Here is an 18,880-nt window from a genome sequence, read left to right on the forward strand (position 1 = left end):
CCCCGGAGCAGACCAGACCAGGATGAACCCGACAAGTCCGGAGTGTTTCATGATCCACAGGGCGGATCAAGCCACCTTCAACCTGACAAGTCGGACATGTTCCTGTGACCTCCCACACATCTGAATACACCACGTGATGCATGATCAACTCTCTGCGACCATCATTTATCGGAATGACTCTCCGCGACCACGCGATCATCGAAAGATACTTACAACAATGAAACCAAGAAATGGTTTCATTCGATGATCGTTGTTTGGCACGCTGGAAAATCCGGCGTCATGGCAAGTCGTAGGAAAGGGCCGCGTGATGACCCAGCAGACGCTCGTACCCGGAGTCGCCGGGATCCTCGCGGACACCCGCCGGTGGATGCGCCCCGCCATGCAGGACGCGGCCGACAGACTGCATCCGGGACCCCGGCAGGTCTCCGGATTCACCTTCGGCTGGCGCGAGGCGGACGGCACTCCGCGTGACGGCGACGGCGGCAAGGGCGTCCGGCCCGCCCTCGCCGGGCTCGCCGCGACCGCCGCGGGCGGCCGCCCCGAGGACGCCGCGCCCGGCGCCGTCGCCGTGGAGTTCGTGCACGCCTTCTCACTCGTGCACGACGACATCATGGACGGCGACGAGCTGCGCAGACACCGGCAGACCGCGTGGAAGGCCTACGGGATCGGCGCCGCCGTGCTCGCGGGCGACGGCCTGCTCGCGCTCGCCCTCGACACCCTCGCCCGAACCGGCGACGCCGCGGCCGTCACGCGCCTGACCGGGGTCCTCGTGGAACTCGTCAACGGGCAGGCCGCCGACACCGCGTTCGAAGACCGCCCCTGGTCCGGGCCCCAGGCCGTCACCGTCGAGGAGTACACCGCGATGGCGATGGGGAAGACCGCGTCCCTGCTCGGCTGCGCCGCATCGGTCGGTTGGCTCCTGGGCGGCGGGGACACCTCGGGCGCCGGCCTCATGGACCGAATGGGCCGCCACCTGGGGCTCGCCTTCCAGGCCGTCGACGACGTGCTGGGCATCTGGGGCGATCCGGCTGTCACGGGCAAGGCCGTCCACAACGACCTGCGGCAGGGCAAGAAGAGCCTCCCGGTCGTCGCCGCGCTGACCACCGGCGCGGACGACCTCGCCGACCTGCTGGCCGGCCGCCCGGACGATGACGCGCGGGCCGTTCGCGCCGCCGAGCTCATCGAGAAGGCGGGCGGGCGGCGCTTCACCGAGGACCTTGCAGAACGGGAGTTCACCGCGGCCCTGGCGCTCATCGAGGAGATCGGCACGGAGTCGGCCCCCGGCCTGCGCGCCGTCGCCGAGTACGTCGTGCGCCGCCGCGCCTGAAGAAAGACCGATCCGAGCCTGGCCCGAGCTCGATCCGCGCCGCGCGGCCGCGCCGGTCAGAGGGCGCGCAGGCCGTCGAGGACGCTCTGGAGCAGGGCGCGGTCGGTGTGCGGACGGACCGGGCCCGGTCGACGCGCCACTTCCAGCAGCCCGAGATGGATGAGCTCCCCCGCCAGCACTTTCACGACGCCCAGGGGCAGGCCGAGGTCGGACGCGAGGTCGGCCAGCACCGAGGGGGCCCGGCAGAGCGCGAGCAGTCGGGTGTCCTCCCGCGAGAGCCTGCTCCCCCACGGCGGTTCGCGGCCTGTGGCCCGCAGCAGGGTCACCACGTCCAGGGGGGTCGCGCCCCGGGGCCGGGTGCGGCCCCGGGTGAACGCGTAGGACCGCACCACGGGCCCCGCGTCGTCGTCGACCCAGCGTTCGTCAAACCTCGCCATCGCCGGCCTCCGGTCCGCCCCGGCCCGGCTTGCGCCGCGTCCGGCGCGGCAGATCGTCACCGCGGCCCGTCCCGCGCGCCGGACGCGGCGGCACGACCTGGCCGTTCGTCATCGGCTCCGCGGGCGGCGGCTCGGGGAAGAGGCCGCGGCCGATCCCCGGCGCGGCGGGCGGCTCGGGGAAGTCCGAGCGCCGCGGCGCGGTGTTCTCCGGGGCGACCGGGGAAGCCGGCGCACCCGGCGTGAACTCGGCGGTGAACCTTCCAGGCGCGTACCTGCCGTTCAGGCCGGTGCGGGGCGCCTCGCCCGGCACCGCGGCCTGCTCCAGCGCGGGCATCTGGCCCGAGGGCAGCCGGTCGTTGATCTGCGACTCCGGCACCACGAGGCGGTGCGGGATGAGCACGATCGCGGTGACGCCCCCGTAGGCCGACGGCTGGACCGTCACCCGGATGCCGTGCCGCGCGGCGAGCCGCGAGACGACGAACAGGCCGAGCCTGTCGCTGTCGGCGAGGTCGAAGTCGGGCACCTCGATCAGGCGCCGGTTGAGCTCGGCGAACTCCTCCGGCGTCAGGCCCACGCCCCGGTCGACGATCTCGACGGCGAAGCCGTTGCCTACCGCCTCGCCGTGCACCAGCACCTCGGTGGGCGGCGGCGAGTAGGCGGTGCCGTTCTCGATCAGCTCGGCCAGCAGGTGGATGACGTCGGTGACCGCGGCGCCGGCCAGCGCGACCGGCGCGTTGCAGGAGACCTCGACGCGCGTGTAGTCCTCGACCTCGGCGACCGCGCCGCGCAGCACGTCGGAGAAGTGGACGGGACGGCTCCACGCCCGCGCGGGCGCGGCCCCCGAGAGGATGATGAGGCCTTCGGCGTGCCGCCGCATGCGGGTGGTGAGGTGGTCGAGCTGGAACAGGTCGTTCAGGGTGTCGGGGTCGGGCGCGCGCCGCTCCAGCGCGTCGAGCATGCGCAGTTGGCGGTGCAGGAGCGACTGGCTGCGCCAGGCGAGGTTCAGGAAGACCCGGCTGATGCCGTCGCGCAGGTGCGCCTCGCCGATCGCCGCCTCGAGGGCGGTGCGCCGGACCATGCCGAGCGCCTCGCCGACCGCGGCGACCTCGGTGGTGCGGCTCTCGGAGCCGGGTGGCGGCAGCTCGGCCGACAGGTCGACCTTCTCGCCGCGGCGCAGCCTGCTGACGACCCAGGGCAGCCGGTGCTCGGCGAGTTCGCGGGCGGAGGCCTGCAGGCCCTTGATGTCGCGGGCGAGGCCGCGGCTGAGCAGGAGGCTCAGCACGATCGACAGGATGACGGCCAGCAGCCCGAGGCCGCCGGCGAGCCACAGCCGGAAGTAGACGCCCTCGGTGATCTCGTCGGCCTCGGCGCGCAGCTTGCCCGACGCGGCCTCCATCTGCGGGTCCCAGACGGCCATCAGAGCCGTCACGGTGGGCTCCCAGCCCTGGAGGACGGCCTTGGGCAGCTTCGGAGCCCCCACGGCCTTCTGGACGGCGATCTCAAGGCCCATGAGCTGCTTGTAGCTCGGGTCCTCCGTGATGGCCAGGCCGTGCGGCTGGAGGTCGGCGCCGAGGCGGCCGATGGACATCTGGGTCATCTGGGTGTGGCCCATGAACCAGATGCCGAAGTCCTGGCTCTGCGGCACCGTCATCCTGCCGGACTTGCCGGCCGCGATCGGCGCGACCAGGGCGTCCTCGCGGAGGATGAACTCCCGCGCCCACGAGAAGGAGACCAGCGCCTCGGACTTCTCGTAGACCCGGACCGTGTCGGAGATGAGCAGGTCGTTCACCGCGGTCAGGCCCGCGAGGATGATCGGGCTGATCCCGGCCACCGCCTCGGCGGGCGCCAGGACGCCCGAGTCGACTCCCGCGCGCACTTCGGGCAGGGCGTCGAGCGCTTGGGTGAACACGGCGAGGAGCTTGGTGGCGTCGGCGTCCGAGGCGTCGCGGACGTCCTCGCTGAGCGCCTTGGCGCGGAAGGTCTCCTCGGCCTCGTCGACCGCGGCGCGCGCGGTGTTCAGCCGCTGGAAGGACGGTCCGCCCATCCCCTGGCCGCCCGCGAGGTGCAGGCCGCTCTGGCGGCGCTCGTCCTGGAGCGCCGTGACGAGGGCCCTGCCGGGGTCGCCGACGCCGTCGTACACGGTCTGGAGGCGGTAGGTGTCGACCGCGTCCGACAGCGTCACGCGTGCGGTGAACGCCCACAGCACGATGAGCGAGAGCACGGGAATGACCAGAAGCAGGGCGATCCTACTGCGGACGCCGAACGTCCGAGGCTTGGGCGAAGCCATGACACCTACGCAATCTTTCGATAGCCGTCATCTCACCGCCCCCTGGGGATCATCGTGCCCCTGCACGTGCAGCCGGGTCAACATTGATTCCTGTTAACATTTGAGGCTCTTGTTAACAGTGATGGACGAGAGCCGCCCAGGCCAAATCGACTCGGACTTTTCGCACGAAAACTCCGCGTCATCGGACGACCGAAACCGGACGGCCGCGAAAATGTCACGAAAAGAGCACACCCGCCTCGGCCGGCCGCGACAGAAGATCGCCCGGCGAGCGCGAAGGGGACGCGAAGATCGTCTTAACGCGCACCCGGTCGCCTTTTCCGTCAGCGACGCGTGTACATGTACCCCAGGCGGCGCACGGTGACGATGCGGTCGCGGTAGGGGCCGAGCTTTCCGCGCAGCCGGTGGATGTGCACGTCGACCGTGCGCACCGACCCCGCCTCGGAGTAGCCCCACACGGCCCGCAGCAGCTGGACCCGCGAGTGCACCCGGCCGGGGCTCGCCGTGAGGTGCGCGAGCAGCTCGAACTCCTGGTAGGTGAGGGGGATCTTCCGGCCGTCCACGTGGGCCGACCGCGAGACCTCGTCGACGGTGAGCCCGTCGTGCACGATCCTGGTGTCGTCGGGGAGAACGGGCGGCCCTTCGGCCTCCCTGTTCAGGGGCACGATGTGACCGACTATGACGAGAGCGCTGTCGGTGCCCTCCATGGGGACCACTCCGAGCAGCTGACCCTGGTCGGCGGGGATGCCCTCCACTTTCGCGGCGGCAGTCATGGCGTCCATGAATGGATATTACACACTAACTTGGTCGAGTATATAGAGTTACAGCGGCTTTCCCGTGTGCGATCCTGGACACGTGGGCTTCAACGACGTGATGGTCGTGCGCGACAAGTCAAGGTCCAGGACGATCCGGCACTACCTCATGGACGATGAGGAGCAGGTCATCGCGGTGCGCCGGCACCCCGCGGCCCTCCTGCGGCCGGTGGCCGAGGTCTTCGGCGGGCTCATCCTCGCCGGCGTGCTCAGCCGCTACTTCGGCGGCGGCATCCTCACCCTCATCGTGTGGTTCGGCTGGCTCTACCTCGTGGGGCGCCTGCTCTGGCGGGTGCTCACCTGGTCGGTGGAGTTCTTCATCGTCACCGAGCGGCGCCTGATGTACATCCAGGGACTCATCAGCAGGCGGGTCGGCATGATCCCGCTGAAGAAGGTCACCGACATCAAACTGGAGCGCCCGATCCAGGGCCAGTTCCTCGACTACGGCACCTTCGTGATGGAGAGCGCGGGCGACGACCAGGCTTTCCGCGAAGTCACCTACATGCCCTACCCCGAGCAGCTCTACTTCGACATCTCATCGATGATCTTCCCGTCGCTCGACGAGGCGGGCGACTGATCCGGCGCCCCGGGAGCGCCCCGCGTCCCTGGGCCGTCTCCTTACCCCACCGGTATCCCCCTTTACCTAAACTGGCGCTCGTTCCATGCCCCCGAGCCAGTGGAGTTCCGACGTGCTTCGCGCCCGCGCCCTCCTGCCCGTCCTCGCGCTGTCCCTCCTCGCCGCGACCGCCTGCGGCAACGAGACGGACCCCGCCCCCGCCGCGAGTTCCCCGGCCGCGGTCGCCCCCTCCGCGTCGGACACCGGCACGCCCGCGGCGACGGACACCGCAGCCCCCGCGTTCGACGGCGAGGACATCTCGGTCACCATCACCGGGAGCAAGGTGGCGCCCCGCCCGGCCGTCCGCGAGGTCGCCAAGGGCACGGCGATCCGCCTCACCGTCACCACCGACGCCGACGACGAACTGCACGTCCACGGCTACGACAAGGAACTCGAACTGAAGGCCGGCGTGCCCGGCACCCTGGAGTTCACCGCCGACGTGACCGGCCGGTTCGAGGTCGAGACCCACGGCTCCGGCCTGCTGCTGTTCACCCTCCAGGTGTCCTGATGGTCCTCGCCCACGGGATCGGCGGGCGACAGGACCTGCCGATCCCGCTGGAGTACCTCATGGTCGGCGCGGCGCTCGCCGTCCTGATCTCCTTCGCCGCGCTCGGGCTCACCTGGCAGAGGTCGAAGTTCCGCCCCGAGGCCGGACGCCCGGTGCCCGCGGGCCTCCAGGCGTTCGCCGACGCCCGCGCCACCCGGATCGTGCTGCGGCTGATCGGCGTGCTCGGCGCGCTCGCCACCGCGGTCGTGGCCGCGCTGGGACCGTCCGGCAACGCCAACCCGGCGCCCTGGACGATCTACGTGATCTTCTGGGTCGGCCTCGTCCCGCTCTCGCTGGCCTTCGGCCCGGTGTGGCGGCTGCTGAACCCGCTGCGCGCCGTGCACGGCGGGATCGCGCTGCTCAGCGGGGGCAGGCCGCTGGCCGAACTGCCCAAGTGGGTCGGCTACTGGCCCGCCGCTTTCGGCCTGCTCGCCTTCACCTGGATGGAGCTCGTCGCCCCGGACCGCGTCGAAGGGTGGGCGCTGCTCACCTGGTACGCGGTCTACGCCTCGATCATGATCGTCGGCTCCACGGTGTTCGGCGCCGGCTTCTTCGACAAGGCCGACCCGTTCGAGGTCTACTCGGCCTTCATCGGCCGGATGGCCCCTCTCGGCCGCCGCTCCGACGGCAGGCTCGTGTTCCGCAACCCGTTCGACGGACTGGCCGGGCTGGCCGCGGCGCCCGGCATCGTCGCGGTCATGTGCGTGATGCTCGGCTCGACCGCCTACGACGGGTTCACCCGGTCACCGTGGTGGGTGGGCCAGGTCCAGGACGGGCCGGTCGCGCCGGTCCTGATGAGCACGTTCGGCCTCCTCACCGTGATCCTGTTCGTCGCGGCGACCTACTGGCTGTGCACCCGGCCGATCGGCCGGGACGCCCCCGGCGCGCTCGCCCACTCCCTCATCCCGATCGCCGTCGGCTACCTCGTCGCGCACTACTTCTCGCTGCTGTTCTACAGCGGCCAGAGCGCCGTGCTGCTGTGGTCCGACCCCTTCGGGACCAACGCCGACTACCTCGGCGTCGGCGACTTCGCGGTGGACTTCGAGCTGCTGCCCGTCTGGCTGCTCGCGGTGATCCGCGCGGGAGGCGTCGTCACCGGGCACGTGCTGGGCGTCTTCGCCGCGCATGACAAGGCGGTCGCGCTCCTGCCCACCCGCCGCGCGCTGACCGGGCAGCTTCCTCTGCTGCTCCTCATGGTCGTCTACACCGTCGGCGGTCTCTTCCTCCTGTTCGCGACCTGACCTTCGAGACCTGCCTTCGAGACCTGCCTTCGAGACCTGCCATCGGCACACGCCTTCGGGAGCATGACGGCCGGGGACCCCATCGGGTCCCCGGCCGTCACCGCTCCCGGGTCACGAGTCGAAGCCGAGACCGATCTTGTCGAGCGTGCGCAGCCACAGGTTGCGCCTGCCCTGGTTGGCGTCCGCGCGGGCGATCGACCAGCGGGTGAGCTGGATCGCGCCGAACCGGAAAGGCTCGGGCGGGAACGGCAGCGGCTTGGTGCGGACCATGTCGAGCCGCATCCGCGGGGTCCGCTCCCCCGGCGCGAGCCCGACCCCGAGGTGGTCGAGGATCACGTCCGCGCCGAACCGGGCCGCGCCGACGCCGAGGCCGGTGTAGCCCGTCGCGTAGGCGAGGCGGCCGCCCATGGCGGTGCCGTAGAACGCGCAGAAGCGGCTGCACGTGTCGATCACCCCGCCCCAGGCGTGGGTGAAGGCGACCCCCTCCAGCTGCGGGTAGGTGCGGAAGAAGTGCGACGACAATCGCGCGAACGTCTCCGGGCGGGACTCCAGCTCGTGGCGCAGCCCGTTGCGGAAGTGGTAGATCGCGTCGTAGCCGCCCCACAGGATGCGGTTGTCGGCCGTCAGCCGGTAGTAGTGGAACTGGTTGGCCGAGTCGCCGATGCCCTGGCGGTTGCGCCAGCCGAGCGAGTCCAGCCGAACCTCGCTCAGCGGCTCGGTCATGAGGGCGTAGTCGTAGACGGGGACCACGTAGTGCTTGAGCCGCTTGAGCAGCGGCGGGAAGACCCCGGTGCCGAGCGCGACCCGGCCGGCGCGGATCCCTCCGTAGGAGGTCCGCAGCCAGACGCCGTTGCGCGCCTCTGTCATCTCGGTGACGGGGGTCCGCTCGAAGATCCGGACGCCGAGGGCCGCGCAGGCGTCCCGCAGGCCCCAGGCGAGCTTCGCGGGGTGCAGCATCGCCGCGCCGTCGACGTCCCACAGGCCGCCGAGGTAGGTGGGCGAGTCGACCTCCGCGCGGACGGCGTCGCGGTCGAGCAGGCGCACGTCGTGGCCGAGCCGGGCTCCGTGCTCGGCCTCCTCGGCGAGGTCGGCGAGCTGCCAGTCCTCGGTGGCGACGTGCAGTTCCCCGGTGAACTCGAAGTCGCAGTCGATGCCGTACCGGGTGACCGCGTCGGCGATGCCCTGGAGGTTCTCCTTGCCGAGCCGCTCCAGCTCGCCGATCTGCGCCGGCCAGCGCTCCATGCCGTTCCACAGGCCGTGGGTGAGGGACGCGGCGCAGAATCCGCCGTTGCGCCCTGAGGCGGCGCCGCCCACGCGGTCGGCCTCGACGAGGACCACGTCCAGGGACGGGTCGCGCTCCTTGGCCATGAGGGCGGTCCAGAGGCCGGTGTAGCCTCCGCCGATCACGGCCAGGTCGCAGGTGGTCGTCTCCACCAGCGAGGGATGGGGCTCGGGACGAGCCGGGTCTTCGAGCCAGTAAGGAGCCGGCTCTGCTTGCGCCAGTGCCTTCAGCGCATTCACGTTTCCCTTCTCCTGTGTCCCCTGGGCCGCCGCCGGGGTCCGCCCTCTTCAGGCGGTGCGTTCCCCGGCGGCGACTAGGGTCACTTCTCAGGTTGTTCTGCGTCGGCGTGCCGCCACGAGGTTGTAGAGCGCGATCAGCACACCGACCGCGAAGATCAACGTGCCCATGACGTTGACCTGGGGCGGAGTCCCCGTTCTCGTGGAACTCCATACCCACAGCGGGAACGTTACCGTCGACCCGCTGGTGAAATTGGTGATCACGAAGTCGTCGATGGACAGGGCGAAGGCGAGCATCGCCCCTGCCATGACGCCCGGCATGATCATCGGCAGGGTCACGAGCCGGAAGGTCTCCCAGCCCGACGCCCCGAGGTCGGCCGCGGCCTCCTCCAGAGAGGGGTCGAGGCCGACCACCCGTGCCCGGACCGTCACCGCGACGAACGCGATCGAGAACATCACGTGCGCCAGCAGGATGGTGACGAACCCGCGCGGGGTGTTCAGCTGCACGAACATCGCCAGGAGCGAGGAGCCCATGACGAGTTCGGGCGTCGAGATGGCGGCGAACAGCACGATGTTCGCCGCGCCCTGGCCCCGGAACCGGAAGCGGCCCAGCGCCAGCCCGACCATGGTGCCGATCACCGTCGTGACCACCGTGCTGAGCAGCGCGATGAGCAGCGAGTTGACCAGCGCCTGGGTGAGGTCCTGCTTCTCGAACAGGCGGGCGTACCACTTGAACGTGAAGCCCTCCCAGACGAAGTTCTGCTTCGTCGTGGTGTCGTTGAAGCCGAAGGCGATCATGACCGCGATGGGCAGGATCAGCCAGGCGATCACGACCAGCGTGTAGAGGTGGAGGAGGCGTCCCTTGAAGATCCTCATCGGCCCGCCGCCTCCAGGACGTCCTTGGTGCCGAGCAGCCGGGCGTACAGGAAGATCCCGACGAGCAGGGCGCCCATCAGCGTGAACGACAGCGCCGAGGCCATCGGGTAGTCGCTGTTGGTGAAGTACTCGGTGTAGATGACGTTGCCGATCATCACGTTGCCCGTGCCGCCGAGCACGTCGGCGTTGACGTAGTCGGCGGTGACCGGGATGAAGGTCATCACCACCCCGGCGAACACGCCGGGCAGCGACAGCGGCAGGACCACCCGCAGGAACGTCTGGACGCGCGAGGCGTACAGGTCCCTGGCCGCCTCCAGGAGCCGGACGTCGACCTTCTCCAGCGCCACGTAGATCGGCAGCACCATGAACGGCAGGAAGTTGTAGGTCAGGCCCGAGATCACCGCGAAGGTCGTGCCGAGGACGTGGAAGTCCTCCGGCAGCAGCCCCCAGTTCTTGAACGTGCCGAGGAAGATCCCGTCGTCGGCGAGCACGAACTTCCACGACACCGTGCGCAGGATGAACGACACGAAGAACGGCAGCAGCATCAGGAACAGGTAGGTCGACTTGTTCCGGCCCGCCTTGAAGGCGATCCAGTAGGCCGCCGGGTAGGCCAGCGCGACGCAGCCCGCCGTCGCCAGCAGCCCGTACCAGAGGGACCTCGCGAACTTGTCGCTGTAGGTCGAGATGCCCTCGGTGTAGTTCTGCCAGTGGAACGTGAAGGCCAGGCCGTCGATCAGGTTGCCCTCCATCAGGGAGAAGGAGAGCATCATGATGATCGGCACCGCGAAGAACGCGGTCAGCCAGAGGCCTCCCGGCAGGATCAGGAGGTAGGGGGTGAGACGCCTCCGCACCTTACGAGCCCTGCGGGATCGGAGTGAAGACGCTCTGGTACTGCTCCTTCTCGGCCTGGGTGAGGGTCCGGTAGCGGCGCAGCTTCGCCATGTCTGCCGCGGTCGGGAAGACCAGCGGGCTGTCGGTGAGCGACTGGAGGGTCTCCTTGTCCTCGCCGGTCGCCGCGTCGGCGTCCTGCTGGATGAAGTCCTTGGCCGCCGGGACGGGCGTGATGTAGTTGATGTACTCCGTCAGCGTGGCGTTCGCGCGCGGGTCGTAGAGCCAGTTCATGAGCTCCAGCGCGTCCACCGGGTTCTCGGCGGTCGACGGGATGCACAGGTTGTCGGTCCAGATCGTGCCGCCCTCTTCGGGGATCACGAACTTCACCTCGGGGCCGGCGAGGCTGTAGGCGTCGCCGGACCACGCCATGGTGATCCACACGTCGCCCTTGGTGACCGCCTCGATGTAGTCCTGGGTGTAGTACTTGCGCACCAGCGGGCGCTGCTCGCGCAGCTTGGCGGCGGCCTTCGCCCAGTCCTCGGGGGTGGACTTCTCCGGGTCGGTGCCGGTCAGGAACATGCCGACGTTGCCGAGCTCCTGGGAGTCGCCCATCATGCCGATCTTGCCCTCGTACTTGGGGTCGAGGAGGTCGGCCCACTTGGTGATGGGCTCCTTGACGTACTTGGTGTTGTAGGCGATGCCGGTGATGCCCGAGGTGTAGGGGATCGTGAACGTGTTGTCCGGGTCGTAAGACGGGTTCTTGAACGACGCGCCGGCGTTCGCCGCGAAGTTCGGCAGCTTGGCGTGGTCCAGCGGCACGAGGTAGCCGAGCTGGCGGCACTGCTCCAGCTGGATGCCGTTCGACATGACCATCAGGTCGTAGCCGATCGACTGCTTCGCCCGCAGCGGGGCCTCGATCTTGCCGAACCACTCGGCGTTCTCGTTGATGACCTCGTCGTAGGTCACCTCGATGCCGGTCGCCTTGGTGAACGCCTTGAGCGTCGCGTGGTCGTCCTCCATGTAGCCGACCCAGTTCGCCCACTTGAGCTTGCCGCTCTTGGTCTTGCCGGCCCAGTACTTCTCGACCTCGGACTGCGTCACGTTCTGCTTGCCGCCCTGGCCCTCGACACCGCACGCCGCCGCGGCCATGCCGACGGCGCCGACGCCCATGAGGCGCAGGAAGTCGCGGCGGTGGGTGAGTCCACGGCGCAGCAGGGGGTTGATCTCGTTCATTGCTTCAGGCTCCGATCGCGTAGGAGTGCCGCGGTTCCCACGACAGCCAGACGCTGTCCCCCCGTACGGCGATGTCGTTGGCGTTTGAGGCGTTCTGGGTGAAGACGACGACGTCCGTCCCGGTGGACGTGCGGACGTTGTAGTTGGTGCTGGTGCCGAGGTAGACGACTTCGGTGACGGTGCCGCGCAGCCTGCTGCCGTCGGCGCCGGGCTCCTCGACGCGCATGTCGATCTTCTCGGGCCGGACCGTCAGCTCCAGGTCGGCTCCGACGGCCGCGCCCTCGGTGGGGACGACGATGCGCTCGTCCTCCCCGACCCCGATGACGGCGACGCCGTCGCGCAGTTCGGTGACCTTGCCGGACAGCAGGTTGGAGGTGCCGATGAAGCCGGCGACGAACTTCGACGCCGGGTGCTCGTAGATGTCGCGCGGGCTGCCGAGCTGCTCGACCCGCCCGTCGCTCATGACCGCGATCCGGTCCGACATCGTCAGCGCCTCGCCCTGGTCGTGGGTGACGAAGACGAAGGTGATGCCGACCTCGCGCTGGATCCGTTTCAGCTCCACCTGCATGCTCTGGCGCAGTTTGAGGTCGAGCGCGGCGAGCGGCTCGTCGAGCAGGAGCGCGCGCGGATTGTTCACCAGCGCGCGGGCGAGCGCGACGCGCTGCTGCTGGCCGCCGGACAGCTCCGCGGGGCGGCGCTTCTCCCGCCCGGCCAGGCCCACGATCTCCAGCATCTCGCCGACCTTGCCGGCCGCCTCCGCCTTCGAGACGCCCTTGCGGCGCAGCCCGAACGCGACGTTGTCGGCGACGCTCATGTGCGGGAACAGCGCGTACGACTGGAACACCATGTTCACGTCGCGTTTGTTCGGCGGCACTCCCGTCACGTCCTTGCCGTGCAGGCGCACCTCTCCGGACGTCGGCTCGTCGAACCCGGCGATCATCCGCATCGTCGTCGTCTTGCCGCAGCCGGACGGCCCGAGCAAGGAGAAGAACTCCCCTTCCCCGATCCGCATGTCGACGCCCTTGACCGCCTGGACGATCTCGCCGTCCGAGGTGAACTCCTTGACGAGCCCGACCAGTTCGATGGCGGGGAGAACGGACTGGGTCTCCGTCATCTGGTGCGCGGCGTGGAGGCCCCCGTCTTCAGGCAGGGGGTGAAGCGCCGCTCCCTCCCTTCACAGCTCGTGTTTCCACGTGTTCTTTTGGTAATGTGCGGGCCATGGGACGGCAGGTGAAGCGGGCTTACCGATACCGCTTCTATCCGACGGATGCGCAGGCCGTGGAACTCTCGCGCACGTTCGGATGCGTTCGCCTGGTCTACAACCGAGCCCTGGAGGAGCGAACCCGCGCCTACCGGGACGAGGGCCGCCGCACCTCCTACGCGGACTCGTCGGCGATGCTGACCGGGTGGAAACGCACCGAGGAACTCGCGTTTCTGGGCGACGTGTCGTGCGTGCCGTTGCAGCAGACGCTCCGCCACCTCCAGTGCGCGTTCGTGAACTTCTGGAGCAAGAGGGCGAAGTACCCGGTCTTCAAATCGAGAAAGAAGTCGCGCGCGTCTGCCGAGTACACCCGTTCTGCGTTCAGGTTCAGGGACGTCAGGCTGACCCTGGCGAAGCTGGACGGGGCGTTGGACATCGTGTGGTCCCGGCCGCTCCCCGAAGGAGCCAGGCCTTCCACGGTGACGGTGTCCCAGGACTCGGCGGGCCGCTGGTTCGTGTCGTTGCTCTGCGAGGACACGATCACGACCCTTCCACCCGGCGGACATGCGGTCGGAGTGGATGCGGGCCTGTCCTCTTTGGTGACGCTTTCGACGGGCGAAAAGATCGCCAACCCCCGGCACGAGCGGCGGAGTCGACGCCGACTGGCCAAAGCGCAACGGGAGCTGTCCCGCCGGACCGAAGGCAGCAGAAACCGGGAGAAAGCCCGCCTTAAGGTAACCCGTGTGCATGCTCGGATCGCCGACCGCAGGCGGGACTTCCTTCACAAGCTGACCACTCGACTCATCCGTGAGAACCAAACGGTCGTGATCGAGGACCTCGCGGTCCGCAACCTGTTGAAGAACCGCACGCTGACCCGCGCCATCAGCGATGCCGCCTGGCGCCAGATGCGGAGCATGTTGGAGTACAAGGCGGCCTGGTACGGCCGGGAACTGGTCGTAGTGGACCGCTGGTTGCCCAGCTCCAAACTGTGCTCGGTATGCGGCGACCGGGTGCCGAAGATGCCGCTGCACGTCCGAAACTGGACCTGCGGCCCATGCGGGAGCACCCACGACCGCGACGTCAACGCGGCACGCAATCTTCTCGCCGCCGGGCTGGCGGAGAGACGAAACGCCTGTGGAGCCGGTGTAGGACCTCAAGGGCGCGAGCCTGGCGGGCGGCTGGCGGTGAAGCAGGAAACCCGACCCGCGAGGGAAGGAATCCCTGCCCTTCAGGGCGGTGGGGGAAGCCAATACCACTAATCCCTTCGGGGGGTCGTGCGCTCGGAGGGGTGCGGGGGCTCACCCGGCTCCGTGGTGCGATCGTGCTCAGGGGGTAGGGCGGGGTCCGGGGGGACCCTGCGTCCGCGCCGTCCTGAGGCGGCGCGGACGAATGGTTTTATATCCGACTTTTGTTACCGGCCGATGTAGTGCATGACGTGCTTGATCCGGGTGTAGTCCTCAAAGCCGTACATCGAAAGATCCTTGCCGTAGCCGGAGTGCTTGAAGCCGCCGTGCGGCATCTCCGAGACGAAGGGGATATGGGTGTTGACCCAGACGACGCCGAAGTCCAGGCGGCGCGTCATCCGCATCGCCCGGCCGTGGTCCCTCGTCCAGACACTGGACGACAGGCCGTACTGGACGCCGTTGGCCCAGCGGACCGCCTCGTCCTCGTCCGAGAACGACTGGACCGTCATGACGGGGCCGAAGATCTCCTCCTGGACGTGCTCGTCGTCCTGGCGCAGGCCCGAGATGACCGTCGGGGCGAAGAAATAGCCCTTGTCGCCGACCCTGGCGCCGCCGGTCTCGACCGTCGCGTGGCCGGGCACCCGGTCGAGGAAGCCCTGGACGCGGGCGAGCTGGTTCGCGTTGTTGACCGGGCCGAAGTAGGCCTCCGGGTCGTCCGGGCCCGCGGTCTTCAGCGCCGCCGCGGCCTCCGCGAGCGCCGCGGTGAAGTCGGCGGCGATCCGCTCCGACACCAGGACGCGGGTCGCCGCGGTGCAGTCCTGGCCCGCGTTGAACAGGCCGGAGCCGGCGATGCCCTCGGCCGCGGCGGCGATGTCGGCGTCGTCGAAGACCACGACCGGGGCCTTGCCGCCCAGCTCCAGGTGGACCCGCTTGAGGTCGCGCGCGGCCGAGGCCGCCACCTCCTTGCCCGCCCGGACCGAACCGGTGATGGACACCATCTGCGGAGTCGGGTGCTCCACCAGCGCGCGGCCCGTCTCCCGGTCCCCGGTGACGACGTTCAGCACGCCCGGCGGCAGGAACTCCGCGGCGATCTCGGCCAGCAGCAGCGTCGAGACCGGCGTCGTGTCGGACGGCTTGAGCACCACGGTGTTGCCCGCCGCGATGGCCGGGGCGAACTTCCACACCGCCATCATCATCGGGTAGTTCCACGGCGCGACCTGCCCGACGACGCCGATCGGCTCGCGCCGGATCGAGGACGTGTGGTCGGCCAGGTACTCGCCCGACGAGCGGCCCTCCAGGACCCGGGCCGCGCCCGCGAAGAACCGGATGTTGTCGACCATCGGGCCGATCTCCTCGTCCAGCGTCAGCTGGTAAGGCTTGCCGGTGTTCTTCACCTCGGCCTTGGCGATCTCCTCGCCGCGCGCCTCGACCGCGTCGGCGATCTTCAGCAGCGCGAGGCTCCGCTCCTTGGGCGTGGCGTCGCGCCAGCCCTCGAACGCCTGCGAGGCCGCCGCGTAGGCGGCGTCCAGGTCGGCCCTGCCCGAGACCGGAGCCTCGGCGTAGGCCTCGCCCGTGCTCGGGTCGACGACATCGGAGCAGGCGCCGCCCGCCGCATCGACGTACTCGCCGTTGACGAAGTTGCGCAGTCGCGCCTTGCCGGTCATCTTCGACCTCCGCAGCCGTTCCCGTAATCGCTCGACTTTCGCAGAGCACCCCGATGGGGACAAGTGATTCCGTTGTTACAATCGGATTTCACGACGGAATCGCGCGACAAGGGCGTGATTGGTTGCTGTAATAGGCAGCCGCCCACCCCGGTTCGGGAGTCCTCCCCTCCCGTCGGGAAGGCTGTGCGGCGCACGTCACCCCTGGCCAGACGGGAGGATGGGACCCATGAGCGAGCCCCCGCGCCCAGCCCGCGTCCAGCTCGACGCGATCTCCAAGCAGATCATCGAGCAGCTCCAGCAGGACGGGCGGCGCTCCTATGCGGCGATCGGCAAGGCCGTCGGACTCTCCGAGGCCGCCGTCCGCCAGCGCGTCCAGCGGCTTCTGGACGCCGGCGTCATGCAGATCGTGGCGGTCACCGATCCGCTGATGCTCGGCTTCAACCGCCAGGTGATGATCGGCGTGCGGTGCGAGGGCGACCTGAACCGGGTCGCCGACGACCTCGCGGCCATCTCCGAGATCGACTACGTCGTCGTCACCGCGGGCTCCTTCGACCTCATGGTCGAACTCGTCGCCGAGACCGACGACCAGCTCCTGGAGATCCTCGGCCGCATCCGCTCCGTGCCGTCGGTCGTCAGCACCGAGAGCTTCGTCTACCTGAAGCTCCGCAAGCAGACCTACACCTGGGGCACCCGCTAACGGCCCTCAGCGGGCTCCAGCGCCCCGGTGATCCGCCGGGCGAACTCCGCCTGCTCGGCCTCCGACTCGTACCGCTGACGGGGCCAGAAGAAGCCGCGCAGGCCGTCCTTGCGGTTGCGCGGCACCACGTGCGCGTGCAGATGCGGCACGCTCTGGCTCACCCGGTTGTTCATCGCCACGAACGTCCCCGCCGCGCCCAGCCCCGTCTCGACGGCCCCGGCGAGCCGCCGCACGAGCCCGAAGAACGGCGCCACCTCGTCCACCGGCAGATCCGTCAACGTCTCATGATGCGCCCGCGGCACCACCAGCGTGTGCCCCTTGAACACCGGCCGCGCGTCGAGGAACGCCACCCCCTCGGGCACGTCGAGCACGATGTGCGCCGGAACCTCTCCCGCGATGATCTGGCAGAACACGCACTCGCTCATGCCGACCCACCCTAAGCGCCGGTCACGGCGCATCCGGGGTCAGGGGTTGGCGCGGCCCGCGAGCACGTCCGGCTCGGACGGCTCAGACGGCTCATCCTGATCGGAGGGCTCATCCGGCCCGGACGGCTCGTCTCCCTCGGCGTCCGCCTCCGGCGCGGTGCCGTCGGGGTCGGCTTCGGTGTCCGCGGCGGCGGGAGGCGCGGGTTCCGGGGGACTCGGCTGGAGGTGGTCGAGGGCGGCGGCGAGTTCGTCGAGGAAGCGGTCGACGTCGGGTTCGGCGTAGCCGGGGCGGAGGGCGGTGCCGGCGAAGACCGCCTCGCGCACCGCGCGGCCGGAGACGGCGGGGCCCTCACCGCGCAGACCCGCGAGGACCCGGTCGAGGAAGGCGTCGACGTCCTGCTCGCGGTAGGCGGCGCGCACCCGGGTGACCGGGAACTCCGCCTCCGACACCCACCGCACCAGCCACGGGACCTGGCCGGACACCGTCTCGGTGTAGGGGTCGGCCTCGCCGCGCTCGCGGTGCTCCAACTGGCGCACGTACTCCAGCAGCGCGGCGTCCACGGCCTGCCGGTCGTACCCGTGCAGGACGACGCCCAGTTTCGTCGCGCGCAGTTCCTCCGCCGTGATCGGCGGCACCGGCTCCTCGTGAACGCCCAGCGTCCCCTCGATCCGGACGATCAGCGCGTCGACCTCACTGGCGAAGTAACCGCGCAGCGCGCGGGGGAACCTGGCCACCGGGGCACTCCTTCTGACGTCTGCGCCGACCGGCCTGCCGGTCAGCCCTTCGTCGCCGCGGCGAGCTGGCCGCAGGCGCCGTCGATCTCCCGGCCCCGGGTGTCGCGGACGGTGACGGCGACGCCGTGCGCCTCCAGGCGGCGGACGAACTCGCGCTCGTCCTCCGGCCGGGAAGCCGTCCACTTCGACCCCGGTGTCGGGTTCAACGGGATCAGATTGACGTGAACGAGCTTGCCTTTCAAGAGCTTGCCGAGGAGATCGGCCCGCCACGCGTGGTCGTTGATGTCCTTGATCAGAGCGTATTCGATCGACACCCTGCGGCCGGACTTGCGGGCGTATCCGAACGCCGCGTCCAGGACCTCGCGCACCTTGAACCGGGTGTTGATCGGCACGAGGGTGTCGCGCAGCTCGTCGTCGGGGGCGTGCAGCGAGACCGCCAGCCGCACGGACAGACCCTCTTCGGTCAGCTTGTGGATCGCGGGCACCAGGCCGACCGTCGAGACCGTCACGCCGCGCTGGGAGATCCCCAGGCCCGACGGGGACGGCTCGGTGATCCGCCGGACCGCGCCCAGCACCGCCTTGTAGTTCGCCAGCGGCTCGCCCATGCCCATGAACACGATGTTGCTCACGCGTCCGGGACCGCCCGCGATCTCCCCGCGGTTCAGCGCGCGCTGGCCCGCCGCGACCTGCTCGACGATCTCGCCGGTCGACAGGTTGCGGGTCAGCCCGGCCTGGCCGGTGGCGCAGAACGGGCAGTTCATGCCGCACCCGGCCTGTGAGGAGACGCACATGGTGACCCGCTCGGGGTAGCGCATGAGCACCGACTCGAACAGCACCCCGTCGAAGGCCTTCCAGACCGTCTTGTGGGTCTTGCCGCCGTCGCAGGCGAGCGCCCGCACCGAGGTGAGGAGCTGCGGCAGCAGCTCGGGACCGAGCTTGTCGCGCAGCTTCTGCGACAGGTCGGGCATGTCGGCCGGGTCGCTGATCAGCCTGTCGAAGTAGTGCCGGGACAGCTGATCGGCCCGGAAGGGCTTCTCGCCCAGCGCGGCGACGGCCTCGCGCCGCTCGGCCACCGTGAGGTCGGCCAGGTGGCGCGGCGGCTTGGCCCGGCGCGGCCCGGCGAAGATCAGCTGGCCCGGCCGGCGCGGCGCCACGGCCTGGCGCTGCGCCTCCGGGTCGAGGTTCTCCGGCTGCTCGGGCTGCTGCTCGGCCTGCTGTTCGGGCGCTACCTGGGACGACATGCTTCCAGTGT

The 18,880-nt window shown here is 69.8% G+C and carries 18 protein-coding genes; 6 read left to right on the forward strand and 12 right to left on the reverse strand.

Translation table 11 applies throughout. From position 1 onward, the window contains the following. Nucleotides 1-307 precede the first annotated feature (307 nt). Nucleotides 308-1,327, forward strand: coding sequence for a polyprenyl synthetase family protein (locus ACYVOM_RS01160; RefSeq protein WP_460301287.1), 1,020 nt, complete (start codon nucleotides 308-310; stop codon nucleotides 1,325-1,327). A 56-nt stretch (nucleotides 1,328-1,383) separates the two neighbouring features. Here the strand turns inward: ACYVOM_RS01160 and ACYVOM_RS01165 are convergent, their stop codons facing one another. The 3 genes from ACYVOM_RS01165 to ACYVOM_RS01175 form a co-directional block, all read right to left on the reverse strand. After that, nucleotides 1,384-1,764, reverse strand: coding sequence for a DUF742 domain-containing protein (locus tag ACYVOM_RS01165; protein WP_460301288.1), 381 nt, complete (start codon nucleotides 1,762-1,764; stop codon nucleotides 1,384-1,386). Continuing rightward, nucleotides 1,751-4,051, reverse strand: coding sequence for a nitrate- and nitrite sensing domain-containing protein (locus tag ACYVOM_RS01170; protein ID WP_460301289.1), 2,301 nt, complete (start codon nucleotides 4,049-4,051; stop codon nucleotides 1,751-1,753). Before ACYVOM_RS01170 ends, ACYVOM_RS01165 begins: the two co-directional genes overlap by 14 nt. Nucleotides 4,052-4,371: 320 nt before the next feature. Further along, nucleotides 4,372-4,830 carry a winged helix-turn-helix domain-containing protein gene (locus tag ACYVOM_RS01175; RefSeq protein WP_460301290.1) on the reverse strand — a complete coding sequence of 153 codons (459 nt, stop codon included), beginning with the start codon at nucleotides 4,828-4,830 and terminating at the stop codon, nucleotides 4,372-4,374. Nucleotides 4,831-4,903: 73 nt separating this feature from the next. On the opposite strand from ACYVOM_RS01175, the gene ACYVOM_RS01180 reads away from it, so the two are divergent. From ACYVOM_RS01180 to ACYVOM_RS01190, 3 genes are all read left to right on the forward strand, one after another. Next, nucleotides 4,904-5,437, forward strand: a complete 534-nt coding sequence (locus ACYVOM_RS01180) for a PH domain-containing protein (RefSeq protein WP_460301291.1) — start codon at nucleotides 4,904-4,906, stop codon at nucleotides 5,435-5,437. A gap of 112 nt (nucleotides 5,438-5,549) precedes the next feature. Continuing rightward, on the forward strand, nucleotides 5,550-5,984 hold the full coding sequence (locus tag ACYVOM_RS01185; protein ID WP_460301292.1) for a hypothetical protein: 435 nt from the start codon (nucleotides 5,550-5,552) through the stop codon (nucleotides 5,982-5,984). Next, nucleotides 5,984-7,264 (forward strand): hypothetical protein, encoded by a 1,281-nt coding sequence (locus tag ACYVOM_RS01190; RefSeq protein WP_460301293.1) that lies wholly within the window; start codon nucleotides 5,984-5,986, stop codon nucleotides 7,262-7,264. Before ACYVOM_RS01185 ends, ACYVOM_RS01190 begins: the two co-directional genes overlap by 1 nt. Before the next feature lie 111 nt (nucleotides 7,265-7,375). Here ACYVOM_RS01190 and ACYVOM_RS01195 read toward each other — a convergent pair whose 3' ends face one another. From ACYVOM_RS01195 to ACYVOM_RS01215, 5 genes are all read right to left on the reverse strand, one after another. Continuing rightward, the gene (locus ACYVOM_RS01195) at nucleotides 7,376-8,785 is read right to left on the reverse strand and encodes an NAD(P)/FAD-dependent oxidoreductase (protein ID WP_460301294.1); all 1,410 of its coding nucleotides are present in this window, start codon (nucleotides 8,783-8,785) and stop codon (nucleotides 7,376-7,378) included. An 87-nt stretch (nucleotides 8,786-8,872) separates the two neighbouring features. Next, nucleotides 8,873-9,658, reverse strand: a complete 786-nt coding sequence (locus tag ACYVOM_RS01200) for an ABC transporter permease (protein WP_460301295.1) — start codon at nucleotides 9,656-9,658, stop codon at nucleotides 8,873-8,875. Beyond that, nucleotides 9,655-10,509 carry an ABC transporter permease gene (locus ACYVOM_RS01205; RefSeq protein WP_460301296.1) on the reverse strand — a complete coding sequence of 285 codons (855 nt, stop codon included), beginning with the start codon at nucleotides 10,507-10,509 and terminating at the stop codon, nucleotides 9,655-9,657. The genes ACYVOM_RS01200 and ACYVOM_RS01205 overlap by 4 nt, the downstream gene beginning before the upstream one ends. Before the next feature lies 1 nt (nucleotide 10,510). Beyond that, nucleotides 10,511-11,722, reverse strand: coding sequence for a polyamine ABC transporter substrate-binding protein (locus ACYVOM_RS01210; RefSeq protein WP_460301297.1), 1,212 nt, complete (start codon nucleotides 11,720-11,722; stop codon nucleotides 10,511-10,513). Nucleotides 11,723-11,726: 4 nt separating this feature from the next. Continuing rightward, complete coding sequence (locus tag ACYVOM_RS01215; RefSeq protein WP_460301298.1) at nucleotides 11,727-12,836, reverse strand: ABC transporter ATP-binding protein; 1,110 nt, start codon at nucleotides 12,834-12,836, stop codon at nucleotides 11,727-11,729. A 104-nt stretch (nucleotides 12,837-12,940) separates the two neighbouring features. Between ACYVOM_RS01215 and ACYVOM_RS01220 the strand changes: the two genes are divergently transcribed. Further along, complete coding sequence (locus ACYVOM_RS01220; RefSeq protein WP_460301299.1) at nucleotides 12,941-14,182, forward strand: RNA-guided endonuclease InsQ/TnpB family protein; 1,242 nt, start codon at nucleotides 12,941-12,943, stop codon at nucleotides 14,180-14,182. 152 nt (nucleotides 14,183-14,334) lie between these two features. On the opposite strand, the gene ACYVOM_RS01225 is transcribed toward ACYVOM_RS01220, so the two are convergent. Beyond that, nucleotides 14,335-15,771, reverse strand: a complete 1,437-nt coding sequence (locus ACYVOM_RS01225; protein ID WP_460301300.1) for a gamma-aminobutyraldehyde dehydrogenase — start codon at nucleotides 15,769-15,771, stop codon at nucleotides 14,335-14,337. Nucleotides 15,772-15,997: 226 nt separating this feature from the next. Here ACYVOM_RS01225 and ACYVOM_RS01230 point away from each other — a divergent pair, with 226 nt between their 5' ends. Continuing rightward, nucleotides 15,998-16,468: an Lrp/AsnC family transcriptional regulator gene (locus ACYVOM_RS01230; protein WP_460301301.1), complete on the forward strand. Its 471-nt coding sequence runs from the start codon at nucleotides 15,998-16,000 to the stop codon at nucleotides 16,466-16,468. Here ACYVOM_RS01230 and ACYVOM_RS01235 read toward each other — a convergent pair. The 3 genes from ACYVOM_RS01235 to rlmN are packed head-to-tail and all read right to left on the reverse strand — an operon-like array spanning nucleotide 16,465 to nucleotide 18,869. Further along, entirely contained in the window at nucleotides 16,465-16,893 is a 429-nt protein-coding gene (locus tag ACYVOM_RS01235; RefSeq protein WP_460301302.1) for an HIT family protein, read from the reverse strand. The two genes, ACYVOM_RS01230 and ACYVOM_RS01235, sit on opposite strands and share 4 nt — an antisense overlap. 39 nt (nucleotides 16,894-16,932) lie before the next feature. Further along, nucleotides 16,933-17,628, reverse strand: a complete 696-nt coding sequence (locus tag ACYVOM_RS01240) for a DivIVA domain-containing protein (RefSeq protein ID WP_460301303.1) — start codon at nucleotides 17,626-17,628, stop codon at nucleotides 16,933-16,935. A 41-nt stretch (nucleotides 17,629-17,669) separates the two neighbouring features. Beyond that, nucleotides 17,670-18,869, reverse strand: coding sequence for a dual-specificity RNA methyltransferase RlmN (gene rlmN / locus ACYVOM_RS01245; protein WP_460301304.1), 1,200 nt, complete (start codon nucleotides 18,867-18,869; stop codon nucleotides 17,670-17,672). Nucleotides 18,870-18,880: the final 11 nt, after the last annotated feature.

It is taken from the genome of Actinocorallia aurea (assembly GCF_054783995.1).

What these genes read in the sequence shown, in the direction of transcription:
- ACYVOM_RS01235 (WP_460301302.1), bottom strand. Translation starts at nt 16,893, where the DNA reads ATGAGCGAGTGCGTGTTCTGCCAGATCATCGCGGGAGAGGTTCCGGCG.
- ACYVOM_RS01215 (WP_460301298.1), bottom strand. Translation starts at nt 12,836, where the DNA reads ATGACGGAGACCCAGTCCGTTCTCCCCGCCATCGAACTGGTCGGGCTC.
- ACYVOM_RS01230 (WP_460301301.1), top strand. Translation starts at nt 15,998, where the DNA reads ATGAGCGAGCCCCCGCGCCCAGCCCGCGTCCAGCTCGACGCGATCTCC.
- ACYVOM_RS01170 (WP_460301289.1), bottom strand. Translation starts at nt 4,051, where the DNA reads ATGGCTTCGCCCAAGCCTCGGACGTTCGGCGTCCGCAGTAGGATCGCC.
- ACYVOM_RS01160 (WP_460301287.1), top strand. Translation starts at nt 308, where the DNA reads ATGACCCAGCAGACGCTCGTACCCGGAGTCGCCGGGATCCTCGCGGAC.
- ACYVOM_RS01200 (WP_460301295.1), bottom strand. Translation starts at nt 9,658, where the DNA reads ATGAGGATCTTCAAGGGACGCCTCCTCCACCTCTACACGCTGGTCGTG.
- ACYVOM_RS01220 (WP_460301299.1), top strand. Translation starts at nt 12,941, where the DNA reads ATGGGACGGCAGGTGAAGCGGGCTTACCGATACCGCTTCTATCCGACG.
- ACYVOM_RS01225 (WP_460301300.1), bottom strand. Translation starts at nt 15,771, where the DNA reads ATGACCGGCAAGGCGCGACTGCGCAACTTCGTCAACGGCGAGTACGTC.
- rlmN (WP_460301304.1), bottom strand. Translation starts at nt 18,869, where the DNA reads ATGTCGTCCCAGGTAGCGCCCGAACAGCAGGCCGAGCAGCAGCCCGAG.
- ACYVOM_RS01175 (WP_460301290.1), bottom strand. Translation starts at nt 4,830, where the DNA reads ATGGACGCCATGACTGCCGCCGCGAAAGTGGAGGGCATCCCCGCCGAC.
- ACYVOM_RS01210 (WP_460301297.1), bottom strand. Translation starts at nt 11,722, where the DNA reads ATGAACGAGATCAACCCCCTGCTGCGCCGTGGACTCACCCACCGCCGC.
- ACYVOM_RS01165 (WP_460301288.1), bottom strand. Translation starts at nt 1,764, where the DNA reads ATGGCGAGGTTTGACGAACGCTGGGTCGACGACGACGCGGGGCCCGTG.
- ACYVOM_RS01190 (WP_460301293.1), top strand. Translation starts at nt 5,984, where the DNA reads ATGGTCCTCGCCCACGGGATCGGCGGGCGACAGGACCTGCCGATCCCG.